The sequence below is a fragment of the Litorivivens sp. genome (assembly GCF_057445395.1).
Window position 1 is genome coordinate 54,997 of sequence record NZ_JBVBUV010000012.1, and the last position, 18,001, is coordinate 72,997.

18 protein-coding genes are annotated in these 18,001 nt (G+C 55.0%); 12 read left to right on the top strand and 6 right to left on the bottom strand.

Going from position 1 to position 18,001, the window contains the following annotated elements; all coding sequences use genetic code 11:
* Position 1: 1 nt before the first annotated feature.
* From AC222A_RS05895 to AC222A_RS05910, 4 genes are all read right to left on the bottom strand, one after another.
* Positions 2 to 943, bottom strand: coding sequence for an AEC family transporter (locus AC222A_RS05895; protein WP_372758670.1), 942 nt, complete (start codon positions 941 to 943; stop codon positions 2 to 4).
* A gap of 65 nt (positions 944 to 1,008) precedes the next feature.
* Positions 1,009 to 1,509: a nuclear transport factor 2 family protein gene (locus tag AC222A_RS05900; RefSeq protein WP_372797231.1), complete on the bottom strand. Its 501-nt coding sequence runs from the start codon at positions 1,507 to 1,509 to the stop codon at positions 1,009 to 1,011.
* Between the two features lie 3 nt (positions 1,510 to 1,512).
* Complete coding sequence (locus AC222A_RS05905) at positions 1,513 to 2,280, bottom strand: SDR family NAD(P)-dependent oxidoreductase (protein WP_486774738.1); 768 nt, start codon at positions 2,278 to 2,280, stop codon at positions 1,513 to 1,515.
* Between the two features lie 27 nt (positions 2,281 to 2,307).
* Positions 2,308 to 3,108 (bottom strand): SDR family NAD(P)-dependent oxidoreductase, encoded by an 801-nt coding sequence (locus AC222A_RS05910; protein WP_372747643.1) that lies wholly within the window; start codon positions 3,106 to 3,108, stop codon positions 2,308 to 2,310.
* Positions 3,109 to 3,229: 121 nt separating this feature from the next.
* On the opposite strand from AC222A_RS05910, the gene AC222A_RS05915 reads away from it, so the two are divergent.
* The 4 genes from AC222A_RS05915 to AC222A_RS05930 are packed head-to-tail and all read left to right on the top strand — an operon-like array spanning position 3,230 to position 7,584.
* A complete protein-coding gene (locus AC222A_RS05915) occupies positions 3,230 to 4,237 on the top strand; it encodes a zinc-dependent alcohol dehydrogenase family protein (protein ID WP_486774739.1) in 1,008 nt (335 codons plus the stop codon).
* A 30-nt stretch (positions 4,238 to 4,267) separates the two neighbouring features.
* The gene (locus AC222A_RS05920) at positions 4,268 to 5,818 is read left to right on the top strand and encodes an AMP-binding protein (protein ID WP_372747645.1); all 1,551 of its coding nucleotides are present in this window, start codon (positions 4,268 to 4,270) and stop codon (positions 5,816 to 5,818) included.
* Between the two features lie 5 nt (positions 5,819 to 5,823).
* Positions 5,824 to 6,801, top strand: coding sequence for an LLM class flavin-dependent oxidoreductase (locus AC222A_RS05925; RefSeq protein WP_372748100.1), 978 nt, complete (start codon positions 5,824 to 5,826; stop codon positions 6,799 to 6,801).
* 51 nt (positions 6,802 to 6,852) lie between these two features.
* A complete protein-coding gene (locus AC222A_RS05930) occupies positions 6,853 to 7,584 on the top strand; it encodes an alpha/beta hydrolase (protein ID WP_372748099.1) in 732 nt (243 codons plus the stop codon).
* A gap of 2 nt (positions 7,585 to 7,586) precedes the next feature.
* Here the strand turns inward: AC222A_RS05930 and AC222A_RS05935 are convergent, their stop codons facing one another.
* Both AC222A_RS05935 and AC222A_RS05940 read right to left on the bottom strand, forming a co-directional pair.
* Positions 7,587 to 8,612 (bottom strand): alpha/beta hydrolase, encoded by a 1,026-nt coding sequence (locus AC222A_RS05935; protein WP_372763745.1) that lies wholly within the window; start codon positions 8,610 to 8,612, stop codon positions 7,587 to 7,589.
* A gap of 127 nt (positions 8,613 to 8,739) precedes the next feature.
* Positions 8,740 to 9,984: a cytochrome P450 gene (locus AC222A_RS05940; protein ID WP_372748097.1), complete on the bottom strand. Its 1,245-nt coding sequence runs from the start codon at positions 9,982 to 9,984 to the stop codon at positions 8,740 to 8,742.
* A 404-nt stretch (positions 9,985 to 10,388) separates the two neighbouring features.
* On the opposite strand from AC222A_RS05940, the gene AC222A_RS05945 reads away from it, so the two are divergent.
* From AC222A_RS05945 to AC222A_RS05980, 8 genes are all read left to right on the top strand, one after another.
* Complete coding sequence (locus tag AC222A_RS05945) at positions 10,389 to 11,372, top strand: thiamine pyrophosphate-dependent dehydrogenase E1 component subunit alpha (protein WP_372748096.1); 984 nt, start codon at positions 10,389 to 10,391, stop codon at positions 11,370 to 11,372.
* 3 nt (positions 11,373 to 11,375) lie between these two features.
* Positions 11,376 to 12,371: an alpha-ketoacid dehydrogenase subunit beta gene (locus AC222A_RS05950; RefSeq protein ID WP_372748095.1), complete on the top strand. Its 996-nt coding sequence runs from the start codon at positions 11,376 to 11,378 to the stop codon at positions 12,369 to 12,371.
* A 3-nt stretch (positions 12,372 to 12,374) separates the two neighbouring features.
* Positions 12,375 to 12,605, top strand: coding sequence for a biotin/lipoyl-containing protein (locus AC222A_RS05955; RefSeq protein ID WP_372748093.1), 231 nt, complete (start codon positions 12,375 to 12,377; stop codon positions 12,603 to 12,605).
* Position 12,606: 1 nt separating this feature from the next.
* On the top strand, positions 12,607 to 14,013 hold the full coding sequence (locus AC222A_RS05960) for an aromatic ring-hydroxylating oxygenase subunit alpha (RefSeq protein WP_486774740.1): 1,407 nt from the start codon (positions 12,607 to 12,609) through the stop codon (positions 14,011 to 14,013).
* Positions 14,014 to 14,019: 6 nt separating this feature from the next.
* The gene (locus tag AC222A_RS05965) at positions 14,020 to 14,700 is read left to right on the top strand and encodes an SDR family NAD(P)-dependent oxidoreductase (protein ID WP_372781298.1); all 681 of its coding nucleotides are present in this window, start codon (positions 14,020 to 14,022) and stop codon (positions 14,698 to 14,700) included.
* A 184-nt stretch (positions 14,701 to 14,884) separates the two neighbouring features.
* Complete coding sequence (locus tag AC222A_RS05970) at positions 14,885 to 15,205, top strand: 2Fe-2S iron-sulfur cluster-binding protein (RefSeq protein WP_372748090.1); 321 nt, start codon at positions 14,885 to 14,887, stop codon at positions 15,203 to 15,205.
* On the top strand, positions 15,202 to 16,419 hold the full coding sequence (locus AC222A_RS05975) for an NAD(P)/FAD-dependent oxidoreductase (RefSeq protein ID WP_372748089.1): 1,218 nt from the start codon (positions 15,202 to 15,204) through the stop codon (positions 16,417 to 16,419). The genes AC222A_RS05970 and AC222A_RS05975 overlap by 4 nt, the downstream gene beginning before the upstream one ends.
* A gap of 117 nt (positions 16,420 to 16,536) precedes the next feature.
* Complete coding sequence (locus AC222A_RS05980) at positions 16,537 to 17,991, top strand: NAD-dependent succinate-semialdehyde dehydrogenase (RefSeq protein ID WP_372763748.1); 1,455 nt, start codon at positions 16,537 to 16,539, stop codon at positions 17,989 to 17,991.
* Positions 17,992 to 18,001 lie beyond the last annotated feature (10 nt).

Sequence of the window (18,001 nt, forward strand, 5' to 3'; positions counted from 1 at the left end):
TTTACACCAGCGCCAGAACTTTTAACAGGAAAAAACCAAGGGTCATGGTCAGCGGTGCCAGTACAGTGGACAGCACCACGATATTGGCTGACAGCTTCCCATCCCCACCTTTGGCCGTGACCATAATATGCGAGGCGGCAGCGACGGGGCCGCTGAGCAGCAAAAAGTAGATGCCCAACTCCATATTCCGAACGCCCATCAGCAGTGCAATCAATATCGACAACAGTGGTGCAATCAGTAGTCGTAATAAGCAGGCCAGGCGTGTTGCCTTGCGGGATTCTCGCGACGGTTTGAGATCTATTGCGCCGCCGAGCAGAATCAGTGATAGCGGAATGACCGCGGCTGTGAAGTAGCTGCCGCCCTGATAGATGGCCTGTGGAATTGGTAGGGCCAGCAGCGCGGCGCCAAAGCCCAGACAAATGCCGATAATCAGCGGGTTTTTAAGCAAGGCGATAGCAAGCGGCAGTGCCGCAAACTGTCCGCCATAGGCGGCATTAAGCACGAATACCGCAAGCACATTAAATATGAGCGTCCACACGGCAACAGGCAGCGCCGCGAGTGCCAACCCCTCCTCACCAAATGTGCTTGCACACAGTGCCAGGCCGATGATGGCAAGATTGGCGCGAAAACCAGCCTGCGCAACTATGCCGCGCTGCTCCAGAGTATGGCCCCGCCATTTTGCGATCTGCCAGCTGCCTGCAACACAGCACACGGTGGCAATGATGCCAGCGAGAGTATGGTTTGAGCTAAATGCGGCAGCGGGTTCAATGCGTGACGCTGTGATAAACAAAATGCCGGGTATGCCGAGGAAAAACACAAACTTTTCGCCACGACGAAAAGCTGCCTGCAGGGTTGGAAAAATCCGTATCAGTAAAGCGCCGACAAAAATCCATCCGAATACCGGGAAGATCGAGGCAAACGACAGGTATAGCAGCGACAGCATGGTAACTCACGTAAAGCAGAAGATCCGGCTGTTGCAAGCGTGCGCCTTGTGGTGTGAATGGAATGCTAAAGGCGCGCAAACAGCTGGCTGGTGAGCATAGTATAACTGGGTTCGAGGCTCAGTGGATCACCGTTTAAGGGATCGGCGGGCTTGCGGCTGCGTAAATCGTAGGTGACTACACGTTTGGCAAATCGCCAGCGATCTTCTTCTTTACGGTATTGGTCAATATAACGTACGCACATAAAGTCTTCCAGCCAGCCGTCGCTGCCGTCCGGTATGAGGTGCCAAGCCAGCGCGTAGATTTCTCCTTCGGCCTCTTTGCCATTTACCGAAATAAGGTGGTTACAGATGTGGTGCCCGCTATAACGCATGTAGGGAAAGCAGCTCTCCAGGAAATCTACGTATTCGTTGGCGGGGCCATCAAAAGTATCACCGTGTGTGTCGGTAGCATCGGCTGTGTAGAGCGTACGCAAAAGCTTGCCGTCTTTGCGATCCACGCCGCGCGAATAGAGCAGGGCTAGCTCACGGATTTCGTCTTTTGCGATCAGTTGGTCGAGAGTGCTCATGGTTTATCCTGCGGTTATACCGTTGTCTATATTGATAACAGCGCCGTGATAGCCTCGGGCGGCGTCGGAAAGAAGGTAAGTCACCATCGTTGCAACATCGTCGATCTCGACCAGCCCGCGCAATGGTGCAAGGCGGGATAACAGGGTGCTGTCCGGGCTTTTCAGATCACGCAAACCCATCGCTAAAGGGGTCATCATGCCGCCGGGCGCTACAGCGTTGAATCGGATGGGCTGATGCATGTACTCCATGGCCAAGGATTTGGTGAGTTGGGTAAGTGCGGCTTTGGAAGCGCTGTACGCCGCGAGGTAGGCCTGGCCCACATGGGCAGCACAGGATGTCACGTTGACCACCGCGCCTCGGCTTGTCAGCAAGTGCGGAATTGCTGCCTGAATCAGCAGAAAGGGGGCGGTGAGATTTACCGTTAGCGTTTTCTCCCACTGCTGCGCTGGCATTTCTGTGGTGTGGCTGGGTATGAAAACAGCGGCGATATTACACAGTGCATCGAGCCGACCAAAGGTGTCGACACTGTCCTTGATGATATTGGCCGGCGCGGTCGGGTCCGCCAAATCGACAGGTTTTACGAGTGTCTTGCAGTCGAGTTCAGCGATGACTTTTGCAGTGCTTTGCAAACCATCGACATCAATGTCTACCAAAGTGACAGACGCACCAGCTTGCGCCAATTTTATCGCTGTTGCCCTACCCAGGCCCGACGCAGCGCCAGTAACAATCGCTACCTTGGATGTCATGTCTGTCGGTTTCTCGCCAATCATGGAATGCTCCGGTGCAGTAATTGCACTTTACAGAGAGAAGGAATAGCCGCCGTTAACCGGATAGGTTTGGCCGGTAATCCATGAGCCGGCCTCTGAGCAAAGAAACAGCGCCATATTGGCGACATCGTCGGGTTTTCCAAAGCGACGAATAACGTAGCGGCCTACGTGGGCTTTGGCCTGATCGCTGCGCAGAAATTCGCTGAGTGTTGGCTCATCCAGCGCAGGTTCCAGTGTCGACAAAGAAATGCAGTTGGCGGTTATGTTATAGCGTCCAGTTTCTTTGGCGATGGAACGCATAAAACCGGCGGCAGCCGCTTTGGCGGCTGCGTAAGCCGTCAGGCGGGCTTCGCCGATACGCCCGGCGTCTGATACGACAGTGACAATACGCCCGGTCTTCTGCTCAACCATTTGCGGGATAATGCAGTGGCAGCAGTTCATCACGCCTTTGAGATTGGTATGAAAATAGCGGTCCCATTCTTCCGGTGCCGTTTCCCAAAAAACGGGGGAAGGACGCATGGTCACATCCGGCCCGGCATTGCCTGCGTTGTTGATGAGAAGGGTGATAGAGCCCAATTCTGCTCTGGTCTGGTCGGCGGCGCGCTGGATGGCCCCATGATCTCCCACATCAGCAGGCACCGCGATAGCGCGCACACCGAGATCGCGAATTTCTTGCGCGACAGCTTCGGCGCGTTCTGCCATAAAATCGTTCACGGCCACGCCGTCGACATTGTGACGCGCCAGCTTCAAAGCAATGGCACGCCCAGCGCCCTGTCCAGCGCCGGTAACGAAAGCAATTTGGCCCGACAGATTGAAAGTATCGTCGCTCATGGGGGAGACCTCACATAGCTTGTTATTCAACATGGTTGACTAATAGTGGTGCTTTCAGCATATTGAGCTACCAGTCGTTATGCAATGTTTATGCGCTCTGATCGTGTAGAAATCGAGACATATGAAAAGCTTTATTACACCAGACAACGAAGGTATCGAGTCGCTGAGAATCGTCGAGTGTGCCGAACCTGGTGATATTACTGCCGGTCAGGTTCGGGTAGCGATAAAGGCTGCGTCATTAAATTACCGCGATCTGCTGGTGTTGTCGGGAGCCCTGGGCAAACCCGGTCCAGATGGCTTGATCATGTGTTCCGATGGCGCCGGCGAGGTCGTCGAAGTCGCGCCAGATGTGGAGCGGGTAAAGGTGGGTGATCGGGTAGCGATGACCTTTATTCCTGATTGGGTTGCCGGGCCGTTTCGCACCGTCAAGAAGCCCTATAGTCTTGGCTTTCCATTGCAGGGCGTGATGCGCGAGCAAATGGTGGTGCATGAGAGTGAACTGGTAAAGCTTCCCGCGCATCTGAGTTATGAGGCAGGAGCCTGTCTCCCGTGCGCTGGGGTAACCGCCTGGCGGGCCCTGTGCGGCGATGCGCCATTGTATCCAGGCATGAGTGTGTTGCTTCAGGGGGGAGGCGGTGTGTCGGTGTTCGGCGTGCAGTTTGCGAAACTGTTTGGCGCTCGCGTTTTTGTGACTTCGTCCAGCCAAGAGCGCTGCGATAAGTTGAGACAGTTGGGGGCCGATGAAACCATAAATTACTGCAGCCGCGAAGACTGGGATAAGGCTGCTCGGGAACTTACAGACGGTGAAGGCGTTGATCTGGCGATAGACCTTGGCGGTGCGGGCACTATTGATCGTACGGTGCAATCGGTGAAGAAAGGTGGCCGGGTAGCGCTGGTGGGGCTGCTTTCCGGATGGCCACAGTCGATCAATTCCTTGTTTGCTTCGCGAGCGGATGTAACACCGGTGACAGTTGGCAGCCGCGATGACTTTGAATTAATGAATCGTGCTATCGATTTTCATAAGCTGGAACCGGTCATCGACCGTCAATACGGCTTTGAGGAATTGCCGGACGCGCTGCGCTATCTGGAGAGCGGTAAGCAGTTCGGCAAAATAGTGGTGTCTTTTTGACGGCGTTGCACAACAATTAAAAGGTAAGCTATGGATGCCCTCCACCGCACGCTATACGTGCCAGAAATTCTCGCCAATGCACTGAACCAGGACGAAACCCGCCCCCTGATACAGTTGCTCGGCGGTCCGATGATGACGGTTGGCGATGTGCGCGATGAAGCCAGCCGATTTGTACAGGCGCTGTCCAGCCTAGGCTTGGGTAAGGGAAAGCGGCTGGGGCTGCTTTCTGCCAACCGGCCCGAAGTTTTGCACTTGGCCAACGCTGTGCAATTACTGCCGGCGATCTATGTACCCATGCATCCGCTTGGCGGCTTTGATGATCATCTTCATGTGGTGACAGATGCGCAAGTGGATGTGTTGATCTTTGACGCCGAGCGCTATGCGGATCGTGCGAAAGCACTGGCTGAAGCCGTACCAGGCTTGCGGTTGTTGGCCTTTGGTGGCAGTGAGCTGGCGCAAGATCTCAGCGCGTTAGCGGCAACGTTTTCACCACAACAGCTGGTGCCGCCGCTAGTGGACGGCGATGACATTGTCAGGCTGGGTTACTCCGGGGGAACCACCGGCAAACCGAAGGCTCTGGCTAGTGTTCAGCGCACCGGTCTGCACACTATTCAATTAATGATGTCTGAGTGGGAGTGGCCTTCGCAACCCAGGTTTCTGTGCTGTACGCCACTGAGCCATGCCGGCGCTGCAATGTTTATCCCGGTGTTGTTGAGAGGTGGCACCATGCTGGTGTTGCCAGCGTTTAATCCAGAGCAGGTTCTGCACACCATTCAGGAATATCGCATCAACACTATCATGCTAGTACCCACGATGATCTACGCGTTGCTCGATCATCCACGTTTCGACGAATTTGATCTGTCGAGTCTGGAAACCGTATTTTACGGGGCTTCTGCGATGTCACCGGTGCGACTGAAAGAAGCTATTGAGCGAATTGGTCCGGTGTTTATGCAATTTTACGGTCAGGCGGAAGCACCGATGTGCGTTACGGTGTTGCGCAAACACGAACACGACGTGAATGACCCCAAGCGGCTGGCGAGCTGTGGCCGGCCCGTACCTTGGTTGCATGTGGAATTGCTGGGCGCAAATAACCAGCCGGTTGCTGATGGTGAACCGGGCGAGATTTGCGTACGCGGACCACTGATCATGAACGGCTATCGAGATTTGCCCGAGCTTACGGCGCAGGCGTTTGACGGAGGCTGGCTGCACAGTGGCGATGTGGCAGTGCGCGACCCCGGCGGTTTTCTGCGCATAATTGATCGCACCAAAGACATGATTGTTACTGGTGGCTTTAATGTCTATCCCAGAGAGATAGAGGACATACTTAGCTTGCACCCGGCGGTGTCTCAGGTGGCGGTGATTGGTGTTCCGCATGAAAAGTGGGGTGAAGCCATTAAGGCGGTCGTCGTGCTGCGCCGGGAGAAAGGGGTAGATGCACAGGACCTTATCGAGATGGTGGCGGCGAAAAAGGGTTCTTTTCAGGCGCCGAAATCCATCGAGTTTGTACCAAGTATTCCGCAAACCCCAGTCGGCAAACCGGATAAAAAGGCACTGCGAGAGTGGTATAGCAAAGAGGTCTAAAAATAATGTTGATGATGCGTTTTGATATGCGCGTTCCGGATAAATCGCCGGCTGAAATTGCGGATCAATACGAGTGTGCCATTCAGATGGCGCAGTGGGTTGAAGGGAAAGCGCCTGCGATGTTGGGCCTGTCTGAGCATCACGCGGCAGAAGATGGCTACATGCCGAGCCCGCTGGTATTGGCAGGCTCGATGGCCGCGGTCACCAGCAAGCTGCCGATAATGATCGCGGCCACGTTGATGCCGCTCTACGATCCGGTGCGTCTGGTTGAAGAAATGATCATGTTGGATCACATAAGTCGTGGGCGAGTAAGTTATGTCTTTGGGCTCGGCTACCGCAAGACAGAATACGATCTGTTTGATCTGGAGTTTGGTGAGCGCGGCAAAATCGCGGACGAAAAACTCGCTCGGGTGCTTAGCTTGATCGCCGAGGCGAAAACCGCAACGCGCATGCCGCGCATCACGCCGCCCCCTTTCAGCGCAGATGGCCCGCCGATCATGTGGGGCGGTGGCAGCAAAGCAGCGGCACGTCGCGCTGGCCGCAATGGCCTGTCGTTTTTGGGGCAGGTAGATGCGCCAGGTATCAAGGAATCGTACGAAAAAGCCTGCAAGGATGCAGGACATCCCATTGGGATGTGCATCGTTCCGCCGGCGGATATGCCCAATATTGTGTTTGTGCACCCGAATCCGGATGAGGGTTGGGAAGAGGTAGGCCCCTACTTGTTGAAAGACGCCGCGTCCTATGCAGAGTGGAACAATGAGGCGGGACTAACAGCGGCTAGTCTGTCGCAGGCTAAAACGATTGACGATATGAAGAAAGAAAACGGAGCCTACCGAGTGGTTGATGTAAAAGGTGCGCTTCAACTGATAAAGACTTGGGGGCGGTTGCCATTGCATCCCCTTTGCGGAGGTGTGCCGCCCGAGCTGGGCTGGACCTACCTGAAGCGCGCGGTCGAAGAAGTGATGCCACACTTGGCAGCTTAGTGTTCGCGTACTCTGAGAAAACGACAGTCTCTAACGATAAAAGGTACAACGATGGCGACATTTGTACTCGTGCACGGTGGCGGGCACGGCGGTTGGTGCTACCAGAGCGTGGCGAAAATTCTTCGGGCACAGGGACACGAAGTGTATGCGCCGTCGTTGACCGGGCTTGCTGATCGCGAACACTTGTTGAGTGATGCTGTCGATCTGAATATGCATATTACGGATATCGTAAAGCTGATTCAGTTTGAAGATTTGAACAACGTGATTCTGGTGGGACACAGCTACGGCGGCATGGTGATCACCGGAGTTGCCGACCGTGTCACCGATCGCATTGCCAATCTGGTATATCTGGATGCCGCTTTTCCCGAAAACGGACAGTCGCTAGTTGATCATGCCGGCGAGGTAATCCTGGCAGCTCGGGAAAAGATGCGCGTGGTCGACGGTATGGAGTTGGTGCTGTTTCCCGGTGATGATCCCATGGGTTTCTATGGCGTGACAGACCCAGATCAGATTGCCTGGATGAAGCCTAAGTTGACCCCTCATCCCTGGCGTTGTTTCGAGCAACAGCTGGTGCTTAACAACGAGGCGGAGATGCGAGCAATCCCCATTTCTTTTGTTTTCAGCGCCGTGCAGATCGATAGCTTGACGGATGAGATTCGTCAGCAGATCCGTGAGTTTACCCAAGGGCGATTTTGGGAAATTAATACCGGACACGACCTGATGATCTCTGAGCCAGAGCTGACCGCTGACGCGCTGCTGGGCGTCGCTTTAACACTCTCCTGACGTCATTGGCCGGCAAGGTGCTGCCGAGCAAAGGCGGCAATGTCTTCGCAGGCCTGGCGGGCTTCTGGAAACACATCCGCAAAGAGTGGAAAGGCGTGAGGTAACACCGGCCATACGTGACAAGTGGTATCGACGCCTGCTGCTTGGCACCGTCGGGCCAACAGCACGGACTCGTCCATGAGTATTTCGTTGCTGCTACACAGGAAAAACATTGGCGGCAGATCCTGGCAGTCCATATAGAGCGGTGAAATTTCGGGGTCTGCGCTGTCGTGTTCACCGCAATACATGGCGGTCACATTGACCAGGGCGGCTAGCGGCAATAAAGGGTCGCGTTTTACCAGTTGATGGCGGGAGCTTGGGCCGTGAATGCGACCCAGTTCAGTGGCCGGTGACACCGGGATCGCGCAAGCAGGCATAGGCAGGCTGTTGTTGCGAAGCCGTTGCAGTAGACCGAACAGCAGGTTGCCGCCAGCGGAATCTCCGCCGAGCACGATGCGCGAGGGCGCAAAGCCAGCATTAAGCACTGCCTGATAGGCTGCTTCGCAGTCGTTCAGGCCGCGAGGAAAAGGGTTGAGCGGTGCCAGGCGGTAGTCGGGCATAAAGCCGACAGCGCCAATGGCTTTGCACAGCCTGGCGGCCATGCTCAGATGGGCATTGGGGGCGGCTGGCAGGAAGAAGGCGCCGCCATGAAGCCACAATACCAGGGGCTTGCTGGTCTGGCTGATATCGCCAAATACGTGCCCCGGCACATTGCCGACGATGTCATAACGTATCGGCATGTCCTCGATGTCTGGCCACACCAGCGAGGCAACCCGTAGCTGTATTTTGCCGAGTTTGTCCGGTGTAGCGCGCGACATTCGCGCCAGCATGGGCTTGGCGATCAGCCGCATTAGCGCAACGATCATACGACTACGAAAACTGATTGGCACATTGCGGTAGGTGATACCGTCAATGGAAGAGTCCTCAAGGGGGGTGGTGATGGCATCTATCATGATCGGATACGTCGTTTTTGGTGTTGTGTTTGTCACTCTACTTCAGTAGTGGCAGATTTCGAAGCCTCTGTGGTGATTCAGTGCAGTGTGTCTTGCGTCACTCGAGAACGGGGCGTTATAGCAAAGAGAGAAGACGGCACCCAGGGGGTGCCGAGGTGCAGCGTTACCAAACCAGGTGAACCTGTTCCGGACCCCATACCGGGCCGCCGTGATATTGCACGGGTTTGCTTGGGTCGAGCCGGAACTCAGGCAGACCTTTCAACATTTCTTCATAAAGCACGTTCATTTCAATTCGCGCCAGGTGAGAGCCCAGGCAGCGATGGGGGCCGACGCCAAAAGCGATGTGGACGGACTCGCGCTGAGTGTTGAACGTAGCGGGCTCGGCGTAAACGCTTGGGTCGAGATCAGCGCCGGGTAGCATCAAAATTACCTTTTCGCCTTTCTTCATGGGCGCGCCCTGAAACTCAGTGTCTTGCGTGAGAAAACGCACAGGTAGAGTAAAGGTATAACGCCGCAACATTTCTTCATTGCCCGGTGCAACCTTGCTCGGATCTGCGCGCAGGCTATTTTGGAATTCGGGGTTTTTGGCCAGGTGAATGGCGCCCAGTCCCATGCCGTTCATGACGGTGTCGAGACCGGCAACGAATATCATGACGCCATAGCTCTCTATTTGGTGCATCGTCATGGGCTTGCCGTCAATCTCGGTCGCCCAGAGCATCGAAAGCACATCGTCCTGCGGGTTTTCCTTACGCTCAAGAATCGTGTCGCGCATGATGTTCGCAACCTTGCGTAGTCGCGCTTGTACTGCGCCCGGATCAAAATCGGTGGAGGCCAGGTGCTCTTTTACCAACGCGCGATACTCCCCCTGTCGCTCAGTGGGCAGACCAAACATTTTCAGGAACACGGTAACTGGCAGCGGCTCTGCGAGGGTGGACATAAACTCGCAGCCGCCTTTGTCCTTGACCGAAGCCACCAAGTCGCTGGCGAGTTTGCGGATATCGGTTTCTATAGCTTTCATCGCCTTGGGCGAGAAGGCTTTTTGCAGGGGCAGACGCAACGCAGTGTGCAACGGCGGATCAAGCGTGATGGGGGAGGGGATCAGCGGCTTCTGGTCTTCTGGCAGATCATTCAGTATGGCCTGCAGGTCTTCCCACGGGATTGGAGAATTACTGAACAGATCGGTTGCTTTGGAGCCTTCGAACACGGCTTTATGGCCCATCAGCATCCAGTGGCCGTCATTGCGCGGTGTCCAGAAAATGGGCGGCGCTTCTTTCACTATTTCCAGGGCGCGATCGTGGCCTTTGGCAAGCAGGCCGGGGTCGGCGTAGTAGTCAAAGTCGAATACCAGTTCATCGGGAATATGCGCTGGTTTTTCGACCGCTGGGCTCATGGCTTTGGCTGTGGACATAGTGTGCTCCGTGTGGCGCTGGTCAAATTTCGCTGCCTTGCGGCAAAGTGTTCCGGGTGCCCTCGGCGGGCTGATTTGCGCCCCCGCTGATGCGTATTCTGCTGGGGTGCAATCGTTTAATAATGTTTGTAACGCTATGTTTTTGAAGAATATATTGAGTGCTCACTGGCAGTCTCCGTGGAGGCTGTCTATCTTTTAATGAACACATCTGCATACTGGGCTGGCGGGCACTTTACATTCCCAACAGCCCTGTCCATAATGGACAGCATTGTTGAACAATACGAAGTCTAACACAAGCATAATTCACGTGGCCTTTTAACAGCAGAATTTAGCAGTAGAAATACGCAGCCTTGTTCAGCCATACATTTGGCCACTACTAGCAACTACAAAAGTCGAGAAAGCCAATGAGTACGACAGAATCGTTTTCACCCGCCCATCTTCTCGAGGTTTATAAGAAAGCCCGTAAGATCAATATAGTCGACGAAAGAATTCGTGGGTTGATCCGCTCCGGCGCCATGCATCCGGTGTATTACTCCCCGCGCGGGCAGGAAGTAGTTGCTGCCGGTATGGGCGTGCATCTGAACAGCGAAGATTACCTGTGCACCATTTATCGCGGCATTCACGATCAGGTGGCCAAGGGTATGCCGCTGGATGTGCTGCTCGCCGAGTACTTTATGAAAGTCACGGGTGCCTGTAAGGGCAAGGGCGGTGCCATGCATATTACCCACCCGCCGACAGGGGTGATGGTAACGACCGGTGTGGTGGGCTCGAGTATGCCTATAGCTAACGGTTTGGCCTGGGCTTCACAACTCAAAGGTGACGGCCGCGTGTCAGTGGCTACCTTTGGTGATGGTGCCTCCAATATCGGTGCCTTCCATGAAGCACTGAACCTGGCGGCTTTGTGGAAACTGCCGGTTATCTTCCTGTGTCAGAACAATCGCTATCAGGAATGCACCGCCTACGAAGACTCTACCCCGGTGGAAAGCATTGCGACTCGCGCTGTGGCCTACGGACCCAACATGGCGGGTGTGCGGGTTAACGGTAACGACGCTGAAGAGATGTGGACGGCGATGCGCGATGCGGTTGCCCGTGCTCGTGCCGGCGACGGCCCGACCCTGATCGAGGCCATGACTTTCCGCTACATGGGCCACTACTTTGGCGACCAGGCACCTTACATTCCCAAGGAAGAGCTGGAAGCTGAAATGGCGAAAGATCCAATGATTACGATTCGTCAGCAGGTTCTGGACAGTGGTGCTGCTGCAGAGTCGGATCTGGACGCGATCGACGCGGAAATCAATGCAGAGTTCGATGCGGCGGTTGAATTTGCCAAATCCAGCCCTGAGCCCGAATTGGACGAAGTGACAAAAGACGTATACGGAGCCGCCTAAGCCATGAGCGATCAAATAACTTTTACACAAGCCTATAACCGTGCCCTGGATGAGGCCATGGCGGCCGATCCCAATGTCATTTTGCTAGGTGAGGATATTGGAGAGAAAGAAGGCGGCGGTGTATTTAAGGTAACCGGGGGTCTGGGCCCTAAACATGGCATGGAGCGCGTGCGCACTACACCAATTTCCGAGCAGGCGATTGTTGGGGCGGCTATTGGCGCATCGCTGGCCGGCATGAAGCCTGTCGCCGAAATCATGCTGATGAACTTTATCACCGTGGCAATGGATCAGATCGTAAACCACGCCGCTAAGCTGCGGTTTATGTCTGGCGGTCAGACCAACGTGCCGATAACCATCCGTACCCGCACGGGTGCAGGTATGAGCGCGGCGGGTCAGCATTCAGATATGCTGGAAGCCTGGTTTTGCCACACTGCGGGTATCAAAGTAGTTATTCCATCAACGCCAGCCGAAGCAGTGGGTCTGCTGCGCGCCTGTATTGATGATCCCGATCCCTGCCTGTTTATCGAAGACGCCCTGACCCGCGCCGACAAAGGCCCGGCGCCGGAGGTTGCCAATTACAGCATTCCGCTGGGCAAGGCTAATGTCGAGAAAGAAGGCACGGACGTGAGCTTTATTAGCTACGGTCGCCCGCTGAAAGACATGCGCAAAATGGTCGACAAACTGGAGGCTGATGGCATTTCCGTTGAGATTGTCGATCTGCGTACCGTGTCTCCGCTCGATACTGACACCATCGTTGCGTCGGTCAACAAAACCGGCCGAGCTGTCGTTGCCCATGAAGCGGTTCGCAGCTTTGGTGTGGGCGCCGAGGTTGTGGCACGTCTGCAAGAACATTGCTTTGGCAATCTGAAGGCGCCGATCAAGCGCGTAGCATCTGCCGATTGTGCGGTACCTTTTGCACGCAAGCTGGAACACGGCGCATTCCTTTATCAGGCCAGCGATATTGAAAAGGCCATTCGTGAAACTCTTGAAGGGAAATAAATCATGAGCACAGAAGTTCGCATTCCTTCCATCGGCTTTTCTACGCAGGAAGCTACCCTGACCGAATGGCTGGTCGCCGACGGCGAAGAAGTGAAAGAAGGTCAGCTGCTGTACACCCTGGAGCTGGATAAATCAGTTCAGGAAGTTGAAGCGCCTGCCTCTGGCAAGCTGAAAATCATCGCTGAGACGGGTGAAGCCTACGATGTGGGATCGCTGATTGCGGAGATAGTGTGAAATGACCCTGATAGCTGCTGAAAAGACCGGGGCCGAATGGCCCGAAAGCTGGCGTTTGTTGTCGCACGGTATTCGTACCGGGCGATATACCGACCCCGCCTTTCTGAAGCTGGAGTTTGAACAGCTCTGGACCAAGGTCTGGCAGGCGGCTGCGCGATTGGATGAGATTCCGGCGCGGGGCGATTACACCACTTACACGATTGGTGATCAGTCGGTCATTATCGTGCGGGTCGACGACGACACGATCAAAGCTTTTCACAATGTCTGTCCACACCGGGGCACCGCATTGTCAGACGGGGGCTGCGGTCATTTTGAAAAGGATCGCATCATTTGTCCCTTTCACGGGTGGCGCTGGGATTTGCAGGGTAACAATCAGTTTGTGCTCGAGCGTCACGAGTTCAAGAGCGGTAAGCTCGAGGACAAAGACGTTGCGTTGCGTGAAGTGCAGCATGTGGTCTTTGCCGGTTTTGTTTTTATCAACTTTGATAAGAATCCGATTCCGTTTGACGACTTTATCTCACCGGTAAAACAGTTGCTGGAAGATCTTGCCATTGGTGAGATGCGCAACTACTGGTGGAAAGGCATTGCCGTACCGGCTAACTGGAAAGTGGCGCAAGAGGCTTTCTTTGAAGGTTATCATGTTCCGGCGACTCACCCCCAGCTGGAGGTGAAGGCCGCTGCGGTTGTGTACGGTGATGATCCGAATGCAGAGGTTGAGTTCACTCACCATAATATTACTACGGATGCTTTTCCCTATGGTCATGGCCGGTTTTATGCAGGAAAGAACACGGCCATGCAGGGCAAAACCAACTACCCGGACGGGGTCGATCCAGTAGACGCGATGGCGGATCGCTTGAATCTATTGGCCGAAGGAATGGATGCCCAGGTATTAAAAGCCGATGTTGAGATTGCCCGCTCTCTCAAGGGCAAGCCAATTCCTGAAGGCTCGTCACTCGGTGCGGAGTTTGTGAAGGCGCTATATACCGACGCCGCGAAAAAGCAGCGCCCCATGCCGAAACCGGAGCCGGAAGTGTTGGGCATGTGGGGCGGTGAGTTTTTTATCTTTCCGAATCTTTTGATCTTGCCCAATGCGGGCAATGCCATGATCTACCGGGTGATGCCCGATGCGCGTGATCCGGACAAATGTACCTTCGAAATTCTGTCGACAAAAACCTACCCGGCTGACGAAGCTGTGCCGCGCGCGATTCGTGAAGATGTCACTGATTACATGAACCCCGAACAGGTGTTGGAGATTCCTCGTCAGGATCTTGGTAACATCCCCCGTATGCAGAAGGGTCTGCATTCTCTGGGTTGCAAGCAGATATGGCTTGCTGAGAACTATGAGAAAATGATCATGAACATGCATCGGGAAATGGATAAATACCTCGGTGCTCCGACGGAAAGCTAGGTTCTTATGGAATTAAAAGACAAGGTAGTAGTGGTTACCGGCGCACTGGGTTCGCTGGGTCGTGCAGTCTCGGGTGCGGCGGCGAAAGCCGGCGCTACCGTATATGCAGTCGATGTGGTGGATGGTCAGCCAGAAGCCGGAGTGGAAGCAACACCGGCACTGGATCTCAGCGATGCAGAGGCCACCAGTAAGGCCTTCGCCGCTATTGCCGCAAAAGCCGGGCGCATTGATGCGCTGGTAAATGTTGCCGGCGGTTTCGCTTGGGAAACTGTGGAAGAAGGTTCCATTGATACCTGGGATTTTCTCTACAAACTGAATGTTCGCACCGCCGTCAATGCCAGTAAAGCCGCACTGCCGCATATTCCGGCTAGTGGTGGCCGGATCGTCAATATCAGTGCTGCCGGTTCGGTCAAAGCAGATATGGGGCTCGGTGCCTACGCGGCGTCCAAGTCTGGTGTATCTCGCCTGACCGAGGCATTAGCCGAGGAACTAAAATCGCGCAATATCACGGTGAATGCGGTTCAGCCCAGCATTATTGATACCAAACCTAACCGCGATGCCATGCCTGACGCAGATTTTTCAACTTGGGTGACGCCGGCAGCGTTGGCGGATGTCATTCTGTTTTTGCTGAGCTCTCGCGCAGAAGCGGTCACTGGCGCTTTGCTGCCGGTAGTAGGGCGGGTATAAATCGGATTGTAGCGCTGTAATAGCTCCATTGCCCGTCAGGTAAAGTCTTACAGGTAGTTTAGTGGACATGGTGGGCGAACTTGCTACTATTTTGCGCCTACGAGCCCGGCTGATCGTCAGCGCGGCGCAAATTGGAATCATGAATAACAGCCATCCTCGATGGTGCAGTGTGGAGTAAAGGCTCATGGGTCAAGTAACGTACGTCAGCTTTGATGGCGAAAAAACCGTAGTAGATGTAGAAAACGGCGATAACCTCATGCAGGCCGCTATCGACAATGGCGTATCCGGCATTCTGGGCGACTGCGGTGGTGGCTGTGCCTGTGCGACCTGTCACTGCATTGTGGACGACGCCTGGGCAGCTAAAACCGGTCAGCCGGATGAGCTCGAAGTGGACATGCTCGATGGCCTGATTGATCCCAAGCCTACCAGTCGCCTGAGCTGCCAGATCATCATGAAAGATGAGTTGGACGGCGTTGTGATTCATCTGCCGGAGAGCCAGTTGTGAGCGAAACCGTTGTTATTATCGGCGCGGGTCAGGCCGGTGGCGACATGACAACGGCCTTGCGTCAGCAGGGCTTCGAGGGTCGCATCGTATTAATTGGCGAAGAGCCTGCATTGCCGTACCGGCGTCCGCCCCTTTCCAAAGCCTACCTTTCCGGTGAAATGAGCGAAGCTCAGCTCTACATCAAGCCGGCATCCACCTACGAAAAGCAGAACGTGGACGTGAAGACTGGCGTGCGGGTGGAAAGTATTGACCGCGCCGCCCATACCGTCACGCTTGATACTGGCGAAGTCATTGAATATACCAAGCTGGCTTTCTGTACCGGTGGCCACGCCCGCCGCTTGCCGCTGGCCGGCGCCGAAAAGCCCAATGTGCACTATGTGCGCACCATCGCGGATATCGAGCGCCTCAAGGCGCAGTTTCAGCCAGGCAAAAGGCTGTTGATTATCGGTGGTGGTTATATTGGTCTGGAAGCTGCTGCTGTTGGCATCAAGAAAGAGCTGAATGTGACGCTGGTCGAGGCGCTGCCTCGCCTGCTGGCCCGCGTTACCGGCCCTGAGCTGTCGGAATATTACTACGGTGTGCACAGCGCCAAAGGTGTGGATATCAAGCTGGGTGCTGGTGTGGAAGCACTGGAAGGCGGCGACACGGTTGAAACCGTCGTGCTGGCCGATGGTACCCGCCTGCAGGCTGACGTGATTATCGTCGGCATTGGTCTGATTCCCAACACCGAGTTGGCCGAAGCTGCGGGTCTCGACGTAGACAACGGCATTCTGGTTGATTTGCAGTGCCGCAGTAGCGATCCGGATATTTTTGCTGCCGGCGATTGCGCCAACCACGATCACGGTTTCCTGCTGCGTCGCATCCGTTTGGAATCGGTGCCCAATGCCTCTGAAGGCGCGCGTGTGATCGCGGCGACTATTTGTGGCAAAGAGGCTCAGCACAACGGCGCGCCTTGGTTCTGGTCTGATCAGTATGACTTGAAGCTGCAGATGGTCGGTATCAATCAGGGTTACGAAGAAGTGGTTATTCGTGGCTCGATGGAAGACAACAACTTTTCGGCCTTTTATCTGGCTAACGGCGTCATTATTTCTGCCGACACCGTAAACCGGCCCAAGGATTTCATGATTGCCAAGAAACTGGTGGCTGGTCGTGTTAAGTCTGATGCCGCGACCTTGTCGGATGAGACAGTCGATCTGAAATCGCTGTTGGGCTGAAACCTTTCCCTGACTCAGCCCGCTCTACAAAAAAGAGCCGGGTCAGGGGAGGCATTTTACAGAAACTCTCTCGCTGACCTGTCAGCCTGCTCGCAGGCTTTAATTGGAGACACCCCCATGCTTTCGCTCGCAAAACCCGACTTGCTGAGAAATCAGGCCTATGCCAATGGCCAGTGGATTGACGGTGATACTGGTGAGGTGACGGAGGTCTTCAATCCGGCGACCGGAGAACGGGTGGGCAGTGTCCCCAAGCTGAGCGCTGCACAAACCCAAATCGTAATTGGACAAGCAGATACAGCCTATCGCAGCTGGAAAAAACTTACGGCGAAAGAGCGCTGCGGTCTGTTGCGACAGTGGTTCGACCTGATCACTGCCAACGCTGATGATATTGCAAAAATCATGACGGCTGAGCAGGGCAAGCCTCTGGCAGAAGCCAAGGGGGAAGTGGGTTACGCAGCTTCTTTCATCGAATGGTTTTCGGAAGAGGGCAAGCGCACCTATGGTGACGTTATACCCAGCCCGGCAGGTGACAAACGACTGGTAGTGGTCAAAGAGCCGATTGGTGTTTGTGCAGCAATTACCCCGTGGAATTTTCCGGCGGCCATGATTACGCGTAAGGCTGCCCCAGCACTGGCGGCGGGCTGCTCAATGATCGTGCGCCCGGCAGATGCTACGCCGTTGACCGCACTCGCACTGGCGGTGCTGGCTGACGAGGCGGGTATTCCTGCAGGCGTATTCAATGTGATTACCGGCAAGTCTCGATTGCTTGGTGGTGAGCTGACCAATAGCCCGGTGATCAAGAAACTGTCTTTTACCGGATCCACCGAAGTGGGCCGTGTGCTCATGGAGCAGTGCTCCCCGACGCTGAAAAAATTGTCCATGGAGCTGGGCGGTAACGCGCCATTCATCGTATTTGAAGATGCCGATCTCGACGCGGCAGTGGCGGGCGCGATTGCATCCAAATATCGCAATGCAGGCCAGACCTGCGTGTGTACCAATCGTCTGTATGTGCATGACAAGGTCTATGATGCCTTTGCTGAAAAGTTGGCGGCGGCTGTGGGTCAGTTGAAGGTCGGCAATGGAACCGACGAGGGTGTAACGCAGGGTCCGCTGATTGACAATGCGGCGGTCAACAAGGTTGAAGAACATATCGCTGATGCCCTGTCCAAAGGTGCTCGCACCTTGTTTGGCGGAAAACGCCTGCCCTTGGGCGATAACTTCTTTGAGCCCACCGTGCTGGCCGATGTGACTCAGGATATGCTGATTGCCCGCGAGGAAACCTTCGGGCCGGTTGCGCCGCTGTTCCGCTTCAGTAGCGATGATGAGGTCATTCAGATGGCCAACGACACCGAGTTTGGTCTCGCCAGCTACTTCTACAGCCGCGATATTTCCCGCGTTTGGCGCGTTGCCGAAGCGCTGGAGTACGGCATGGTGGGGATCAACACAGGCATCATTTCCAACGAAGTGGCACCCTTTGGCGGTGTCAAACAGTCCGGTTTTGGCCGCGAAGGCTCGCACTACGGCATCGACGAGTACATGTCGCTCAAGTACATGTGTATGGGCGAGATATAAGCTAATACCG

Coding starts and splice junctions, on each gene's coding strand:
- AC222A_RS05950 (WP_372748095.1), top strand. CDS start 11,376: ATGAGCGATCAAATAACTTTTACACAAGCCTATAACCGTGCCCTGGAT.
- AC222A_RS05980 (WP_372763748.1), top strand. CDS start 16,537: ATGCTTTCGCTCGCAAAACCCGACTTGCTGAGAAATCAGGCCTATGCC.
- AC222A_RS05915 (WP_486774739.1), top strand. CDS start 3,230: ATGAAAAGCTTTATTACACCAGACAACGAAGGTATCGAGTCGCTGAGA.
- AC222A_RS05965 (WP_372781298.1), top strand. CDS start 14,020: ATGGAATTAAAAGACAAGGTAGTAGTGGTTACCGGCGCACTGGGTTCG.
- AC222A_RS05905 (WP_486774738.1), bottom strand. CDS start 2,280: ATGATTGGCGAGAAACCGACAGACATGACATCCAAGGTAGCGATTGTT.
- AC222A_RS05955 (WP_372748093.1), top strand. CDS start 12,375: ATGAGCACAGAAGTTCGCATTCCTTCCATCGGCTTTTCTACGCAGGAA.
- AC222A_RS05895 (WP_372758670.1), bottom strand. CDS start 943: ATGCTGTCGCTGCTATACCTGTCGTTTGCCTCGATCTTCCCGGTATTC.
- AC222A_RS05940 (WP_372748097.1), bottom strand. CDS start 9,984: ATGTCCACAGCCAAAGCCATGAGCCCAGCGGTCGAAAAACCAGCGCAT.
- AC222A_RS05970 (WP_372748090.1), top strand. CDS start 14,885: ATGGGTCAAGTAACGTACGTCAGCTTTGATGGCGAAAAAACCGTAGTA.
- AC222A_RS05900 (WP_372797231.1), bottom strand. CDS start 1,509: ATGAGCACTCTCGACCAACTGATCGCAAAAGACGAAATCCGTGAGCTA.
- AC222A_RS05925 (WP_372748100.1), top strand. CDS start 5,824: ATGTTGATGATGCGTTTTGATATGCGCGTTCCGGATAAATCGCCGGCT.
- AC222A_RS05930 (WP_372748099.1), top strand. CDS start 6,853: ATGGCGACATTTGTACTCGTGCACGGTGGCGGGCACGGCGGTTGGTGC.
- AC222A_RS05920 (WP_372747645.1), top strand. CDS start 4,268: ATGGATGCCCTCCACCGCACGCTATACGTGCCAGAAATTCTCGCCAAT.
- AC222A_RS05910 (WP_372747643.1), bottom strand. CDS start 3,108: ATGAGCGACGATACTTTCAATCTGTCGGGCCAAATTGCTTTCGTTACC.
- AC222A_RS05960 (WP_486774740.1), top strand. CDS start 12,607: ATGACCCTGATAGCTGCTGAAAAGACCGGGGCCGAATGGCCCGAAAGC.
- AC222A_RS05945 (WP_372748096.1), top strand. CDS start 10,389: ATGAGTACGACAGAATCGTTTTCACCCGCCCATCTTCTCGAGGTTTAT.